Genomic DNA, 6,407 nt, shown 5'->3' with positions numbered 1-6,407 from the left:
TTTACATACTGTTCAGTTTTCAAGGAACTGTTTTTGTTGTTTCCGTGTTTCAGAAGCAACTCATTTATTCTATCAAATCAAGTTCGATTTGTCAAGAACTTTTTTAACTTATTTTCAAAGAAGTTTTCTTTGCAAGTTAAAAGCGCAGAAGGAGGGATTTGAACCCTCGCGCCGCTACTAACGACCTACTCCCTTTCCAGGGGAGCCCCTTCAACCACTTGGGTACTTCTGCATTGGTTGATTCACATCTTGCTTCCACAAGACTCATATTTAATTCTGCACCAGGAACTCATCTCTCTGGCTCCGCAGTACAGTTAGCGGAGAGAGTGGGATTCGAACCCACGCGCCCTTGCGGACAAACGGTTTTCAAGACCGCCTCGTTATGACCACTTCGATATCTCTCCAAAGCGCTCTCTCAAACGTGCTCATTAATAATAACCTACAATTACATTTTTGTCAAGCATTTTTCCAAACTTTTTTTGTTTTTTGATTCTTTTTAAATTGTATACAAAATATGCTATTTTAATCCACGCAAATATCAATATCTAGTATCTGTTCTTTCATGCTTCCTTTCTCTGTTTTTCATCTTCGCAAACTTTTTTCAAAAATATTTTCAAAAAAGTTTGTTCTTCAAACCCGGCTTTGTCCGGGCTTCCTGTTTCCGCAGGCTTTCCCTTTTCTTTTCCTTCAGAAATTTTTCGCGGACATATCATTGCCCTCCACGCAATCCATCCTTTCCTATCATAAAAGAATAAGGAGGCACCAGGTCTCCTCGTTCTTATCCTAATAATTCCCGAACCATTTTCTTATCGAAAACTACTTTATTCACATGATTTACTTCGATCTGGTAAAGAGCGTTGGCTGCAATATGTTCTGCTGCCTGCTCCAGATTACGGATTCCCGATGTATCCGAATACCGGCTGATCACTTCATCCAGTGCCTCCGGAAGGATCTCACATTCTTCCTCTCTCATGCTCATCCGTTTCAATACCTTAGGAAGCGCAAATTTCGAGAAGATGATTTTCTTTTCCTCTTCCGTATAATCCGGAATATCGATCACTGCGAAACGTGACATTAACGGTGCGCTGATCTTTGAGCGGTCGTTGGCCGTCGCGATCGGGTAAACTCCACCCGTCGGGATCATGCACTCCATATAGTTATCCGTAAATCCAAGGTTATCCAGCAGCGTCAAAAGAACATCCGCCGGATTTCCGTTTCCTTTTCCAGACGCAGCCTTGTCGAGCTCGTTGATGATGAACACAAGATTCGACTGGCCGGACAGCGAAAATGCCTCCATGATGATTCCCGGCTTCGCATTTGCGTATACACGGGAGCTTCCTGTCAGCTGCTCCGGGTCATTGATGGAGCTCATGTCCAGGGTCGTCCACGGCAGTTTTAAGATCCTCGCTACCGCGTAAGCGATCTGGGATTTTCCCGTTCCCGCCGGTCCGATGAGAAGGATTCCGTAAGCCGGGAGCGTGTGGGTACGGTTAATCTGGATGATCGTCTCGATGATCCTCTGCTTTACCCGCTCCATTCCATACAGCTCCTCATCCAGAATCCGTCTCGCCTCTTCCGGATCGATGGCCTCAAAATAGTTGCTCTTCCACTGGATGTTCATCATGATGGACAGCGCTCTCTGGGCATGACGGCGCTCTTCCGGTGACACCTCATGGGAATTTGCCACCGCAAGGTTTCTTCTTGCCCACAGGCGGATATTATCCGGAAGTGTTCCTCCCGCACATGTCATGAAATCCGTGATGCTCTGAAGGCTGGTCAGCTTCATATCATCTCCATCTTCCGCTGCCTCTTCCTCCGACACTTCTTCTGCCGGGGCACTGCTCGCCTGAAGACGTCCGATCATATACTGTAAGAAGCCATCTTCCGCAGAAAGCTTTGTTCCGCCGCCAAAGGCGATCTCCCTGATCTTGTACACTGCATATCCGTCCGCCTCATTGGAGCCGGAAAGACGCACGTTGATCTTATTTTCTCCCAGCCATTTCAGCAGTTTCACAAAACGCGCGTCTATTTTTAAGATATCGGCGCTGTGTGTTCTGCCGTCTTCATCCTCAAATTCAAAGGCCGTCTCCCGTACCGGGTTCGTAAACACACCTTTGGAATGGTGCTCCCACTGTTTTTCCCGGTTGTCCAGGACCAGGATCGGATGTTCCGGAGTTGCCGTGGTCTCATTGGAACGAAATAACGTAAATGTGCATTTCGCGTTCTTTCTCTCTTCTTTTGCTTCCGCATTAAAATCAAAAACTGACATGTTTTTCTCCCTTGTACAGAAGTGCCTCCGCGATCACCATATCCTCCGGAGTCGTCACTTTAATATTAGAATAGCTGCCTTCCACGAATTTTACCTTTGTATCCGTCATCAGCTCTACCACCATCGCGTCGTCCGTGATATGGCTGCGGTCTGCCCCCGGTGCGAAGATCTTCTCATACGCACGATAGATCAGCTCAAACCGGAATGCCTGCGGGGTCTGGATCTGCCACAGGGTGCTGCGGTCCGGGGTGCTCTCGGAAAATCCGTCCGCGTCCGCCACTTTGATCGTATCCTTTACCGGCATCGCTGCCACGCAGGCAGAATAGCTGCAGGCGCCATCCACTGCGCGCGCAATGATCTCCCCGTCCACAAGCGGTCTCGCCCCATCATGAATCAGGACGATCCCATCTTCCGGGAATCCTGCTGCCTTCAAAGCGCAGAGACCGTTCCAGACAGAGTCATACCGCTCTTTTCCGCCCGGCACGACCTGTTTCACGCTGGAAAACCCATAGGCCTCCACGATATCCTTCCTGCAGAATTCCACCTCGTCCGCCCCGGTCACCAGGATGATCGTATCCATCCCGCTCATCTCAAACGCACGCAGGGCATGGACCAGCACCGGCTCTCCGTTTAAGAGCAGATACTGTTTCGCCACCTTGCTGTGCATCCGTTTTCCATGACCGGCCGCCAGAACGATCGCAGCCTTTTTTACCTGTTCCATTACCGTTCTCCCAGTTTCAGGTTCGGAACCGCATTCAGATCCCAGCCTGCGCGCACTCCGTTGATGTATTCATAATATCCGGCCGCGCCGATCATCGCCGCATTGTCGGTACAGAAGATCGGTGACGGATAGTAAAACTCGATCCCGGCTTTCTCACATGCCGCTTTCATTCCGGCACGGAGGGCAGAGTTCGATGCGACACCTCCCGCGATCGCAAGCTTCTTATAGCCAAATTCCTTTGTTGCAGCGATCGCGCGGCTCACAAGAACATCCACCACTGCGTTCTGGAACGAAGCACAGAGATCCGGGACATTGATCGTCTCGCCCTTCATCTCCGCCTGGTTGATATAGTTTAAGACAGCGGATTTCATACCGCTGAAGCTGAAATCATACTGGGATCCGCCAACCTTCGCACGCGGGAACTCCATGGCATGCGGATTTCCCTCTTTTGCCGCCTTGTCAACCTTCGGTCCGCCCGGATATCCGAGTCCGACCGCGCGGGCAACCTTATCGAAAGCCTCTCCGGCCGCGTCATCCATCGTGCGTCCGATGATCTCAAACTCGCCGTAATCCTTTACGATCACAAGGTGGGTATGTCCGCCGGACACGATCTCGCAGACAAACGGCGGCTCCAGATCCGGATGCTCGATAAAGTTCGCGGAAACATGTCCCTCGATGTGATGGACCGGGACCAGCGGTTTCTTTGCCGCATAGGCGATCGCCTTCGCAGCCGCAACTCCGACAAGAAGAGCACCCACAAGACCCGGACCGTAAGTCACCGCGATCGCCGTGATCTCGCCCAGAGTCATATGCGCCTCATCAAGGGCAGCCTGAACCACCTGGTTTACCTTCTCAATATGCTTTCTCGATGCGATCTCCGGCACTACGCCGCCATAGAGCGTGTGGAGCGCGATCTGAGATGAGATCACGTTGGACAGCACCTCACGTCCATTCTTTACGACGGAAGCTGCCGTCTCGTCACAGGAGCTCTCGATTGCAAGTATATATACGTCTTCTTCAACACTGTGTATCTTCATTTTCTAATCCTCGTCAAATCCAAGTTCTGCAGACCAGCCATCGCGGGCGGTCTTGATCTTCGGGAAAATCTCCCTGATCTCATTCAAATATTCCTCCGGATGCATCAACGACGGGCTGTAATGCGTCAGCCACATCTCCCTCGGATTCGCTTCCTTTCCGAGCTTCGCTGCCTCCTGGAACATCATGTGCTTATTCTCCCGCGCATTCGCGATCTTCTCCTTCTCGCCGTACATGCCCTCACAGATAAAAAGATCATTATCCGCAGCATATTCCGCGATCGCCGGGACCGGGCGCGTGTCAGTCGTGTAAGTCACAGAAATCCCGCGGCGCTTCTCGCCCAACACCATATCCGGCGTCAGGGTCCGTCCCTCATGCTCGATCGTCTCGCCCTTCTGGAGTCTGCTCCAGAACTTCTGCGGGATCTCCTGCGCTCTCGCCCGCTCCACATCAAACTTGCCGTTCCTCGGGATCGTGATACGGTAGCCGTAGCAGGTAACACGGTGATTCACACGAAACGCATCGACCACATACGGCCCCGCCTGGAACTTCTCCCTCGGCTCCGTGAGCTCCTTAAACACAAGCGGAAACGGAAGCTCCGGCGCGATCGTCCGGAGCGCGCCGACAACCCGCTCCAGCCCCTTCGGACCCACAAGAAGCACCGGCTCCGTCCGCTCCGCATTTCCCATCGTCAAAAGAAAGCCCGGAAGCCCACTGATATGGTCCGCATGATAATGCGTAAAACAGATCACGTCCACCGGTTTCGGACTCCATCCCTTTTCCTTCAAAGCAATCTGGGTCCCCTCGCCGCAGTCAATCAATAGATTACTGCCGTCACAGCGCGCCATCATAGACGTCAGCCAACGATACGGCAGCGGCTGCATGCCCCCGGTCCCCAGTAAACAGATATCTAACATGTAATTTCCTCTGCATTCTATCATAATGGCGGGGTCAAAAAAACTTTTGTCCCCTTTGATACTAAATTTATCAAGTCTGCACGTATCATACCATAAAGCGCCAGTCATATGCAAGAGATGCAGCCCTTATTCCTCAGGAAAGAAACCATCGAAAGACACCTTATACTCCCATCGATGTGCCCGCCACGAGCGTCCCATCTGCATTCCCTCAGCGATGCGCCCGCGCGAGCGTCCCATCTGCAATACACAGCGGTGAGCTTCCGATCAGGAGTGCATTGATCCGGGGATCTGGTTCCACTTGGCTCGCGGACGGATGCGTTGGAGGACAGGGGACACTTGTCTGAGCGCAGCGAGTTGTGTCCCCTGTCCTCCGCCCTTAGCAGCCATCCGCAAGCTTAGTGGAACCATCCCCGCATCCCCAGCACTCCTGAGCGGAAGCTCACCGCGTACCCCCCACCAACAAAAAAGGCAGGCAACCTCTCCAGCCGCCCGCCTTGATCCTTTTACAGCATCTCGATTTCCTCCTCCACCTCCACCGCAACCCGGAACTCCCCCGTCACCTCATCATAGCACTCCTCACACAAATCAAAATGGTGAACCTCCCCATCCTTCTCCGAAAAGAAATCCCACGCATGATCCGACGAAAACACGCCTTCCCGCACGATCCCATTCCTCACTGCCAACTTCCTTCCGCACCTGTTGCAGATCATGCTCTCCAACCGACCGTCTTTTCCGTATTTTCTCATATTTCTCTTTTCCTCCGCCTTCATCATCCCCGGTTCCCCCGGAGTCCCCTACAGTATAGCGGAAAAAATCATGATTTTAAGTGGGAATCGATGGAACCGGCCGTCTCCACATGATGAGCGCGTCCTCCACCGGATCATGATAATAATTCTTCCGAACAGCCTCCGCCTGAAAACCATAGAATTTATAAAGGTTTATCGCAGGCGTGTTCCCGGCACGCACCTCCAGAGTCAAATCCGGTGCCTCCTTCTCCCTTGAAGAGATTTCCAGACGATCCATGAGTTTCTTTGACTCCCCATGTCCCCTGTATTCCGGAAGCACAGCGATCCTCATAAGCTCCCCTTCCCCTGCGAGAAACCGGAAATTCGCATACCCGATCACGGAATTCTTCTCGTCCGCAAGCACCCAGGCCTCGTCCCACTCGCTCTCCAGCATATCGGAGAGAAGCTTCTCCGACCATGCATCGGAAAAACAAGTCTGTTCGATCCGTTCCACCGCCGGAAGATCATCCGCAGTCATCGCACGAAGAATCGTCTCCGCCTTTCCCGCGGACTTCGCCTCATCGCTACTATCCTTTGTATATTTGTTGTAATTATTAGAATTTTCATGAATATTGTTTATTTCCACTATATTCTCCTTTTTTGCTGCATTGCAGCCATTCCCAATGATCAGTCCATCTGCATCCCGCCCAGATCGCTTCGCCGGAAAATTTCTCTGCATA

The 6,407-nt window shown here is 51.8% G+C and carries 6 protein-coding genes and 2 tRNA genes; all 8 read right to left on the bottom strand.

Features of this window, described 5'->3' with window-relative positions; translation table 11 throughout:
• Window positions 1–143: 143 nt before the first annotated feature.
• Window positions 144–232: transfer RNA gene (locus GPK90_RS03935), tRNA-Ser, on the bottom strand.
• An 86-nt stretch (window positions 233–318) separates the two neighbouring features.
• Window positions 319–404, bottom strand: a tRNA-Ser gene (locus GPK90_RS03930).
• Window positions 405–778: 374 nt separating this feature from the next.
• Window positions 779–2,269, bottom strand: a complete 1,491-nt coding sequence (locus tag GPK90_RS03925; RefSeq protein ID WP_215702223.1) for an AAA family ATPase — start codon at window positions 2,267–2,269, stop codon at window positions 779–781.
• Entirely contained in the window at window positions 2,256–2,990 is a 735-nt protein-coding gene (ispD, locus tag GPK90_RS03920) for a 2-C-methyl-D-erythritol 4-phosphate cytidylyltransferase (RefSeq protein WP_215702222.1), read from the bottom strand. The genes GPK90_RS03925 and ispD overlap by 14 nt, the downstream gene beginning before the upstream one ends.
• Complete coding sequence (gene tsaD, locus GPK90_RS03915; protein ID WP_215702221.1) at window positions 2,990–4,027, bottom strand: tRNA (adenosine(37)-N6)-threonylcarbamoyltransferase complex transferase subunit TsaD; 1,038 nt, start codon at window positions 4,025–4,027, stop codon at window positions 2,990–2,992. Before tsaD ends, ispD begins: the two co-directional genes overlap by 1 nt.
• Before the next feature lie 3 nt (window positions 4,028–4,030).
• On the bottom strand, window positions 4,031–4,942 hold the full coding sequence (locus GPK90_RS03910) for a ribonuclease Z (protein ID WP_118322624.1): 912 nt from the start codon (window positions 4,940–4,942) through the stop codon (window positions 4,031–4,033).
• Between the two features lie 503 nt (window positions 4,943–5,445).
• On the bottom strand, window positions 5,446–5,688 hold the full coding sequence (locus tag GPK90_RS03905; protein ID WP_215702220.1) for a hypothetical protein: 243 nt from the start codon (window positions 5,686–5,688) through the stop codon (window positions 5,446–5,448).
• 76 nt (window positions 5,689–5,764) lie between these two features.
• Window positions 5,765–6,313, bottom strand: a complete 549-nt coding sequence (rimI, locus tag GPK90_RS03900) for a ribosomal protein S18-alanine N-acetyltransferase (protein WP_329752633.1) — start codon at window positions 6,311–6,313, stop codon at window positions 5,765–5,767.
• Between the last annotated feature and the right edge of the window lie 94 nt (window positions 6,314–6,407).

Origin of the sequence: Clostridium sp. MCC344, from assembly GCF_018785365.1 — a bacterium.
Lineage (GTDB): Bacteria > Bacillota > Clostridia > Lachnospirales > Lachnospiraceae > Pilosibacter.
Note: the sequence above shows the minus strand (reverse complement) of the source record. Positions and strands in the feature narration are given on the sequence as shown.

Coding starts and splice junctions, on each gene's coding strand:
- GPK90_RS03925 (WP_215702223.1), bottom strand. CDS start 2,269: ATGTCAGTTTTTGATTTTAATGCGGAAGCAAAAGAAGAGAGAAAGAAC.
- ispD (WP_215702222.1), bottom strand. CDS start 2,990: ATGGAACAGGTAAAAAAGGCTGCGATCGTTCTGGCGGCCGGTCATGGA.
- tsaD (WP_215702221.1), bottom strand. CDS start 4,027: ATGAAGATACACAGTGTTGAAGAAGACGTATATATACTTGCAATCGAG.
- GPK90_RS03910 (WP_118322624.1), bottom strand. CDS start 4,942: ATGTTAGATATCTGTTTACTGGGGACCGGGGGCATGCAGCCGCTGCCG.
- GPK90_RS03905 (WP_215702220.1), bottom strand. CDS start 5,688: ATGAGAAAATACGGAAAAGACGGTCGGTTGGAGAGCATGATCTGCAAC.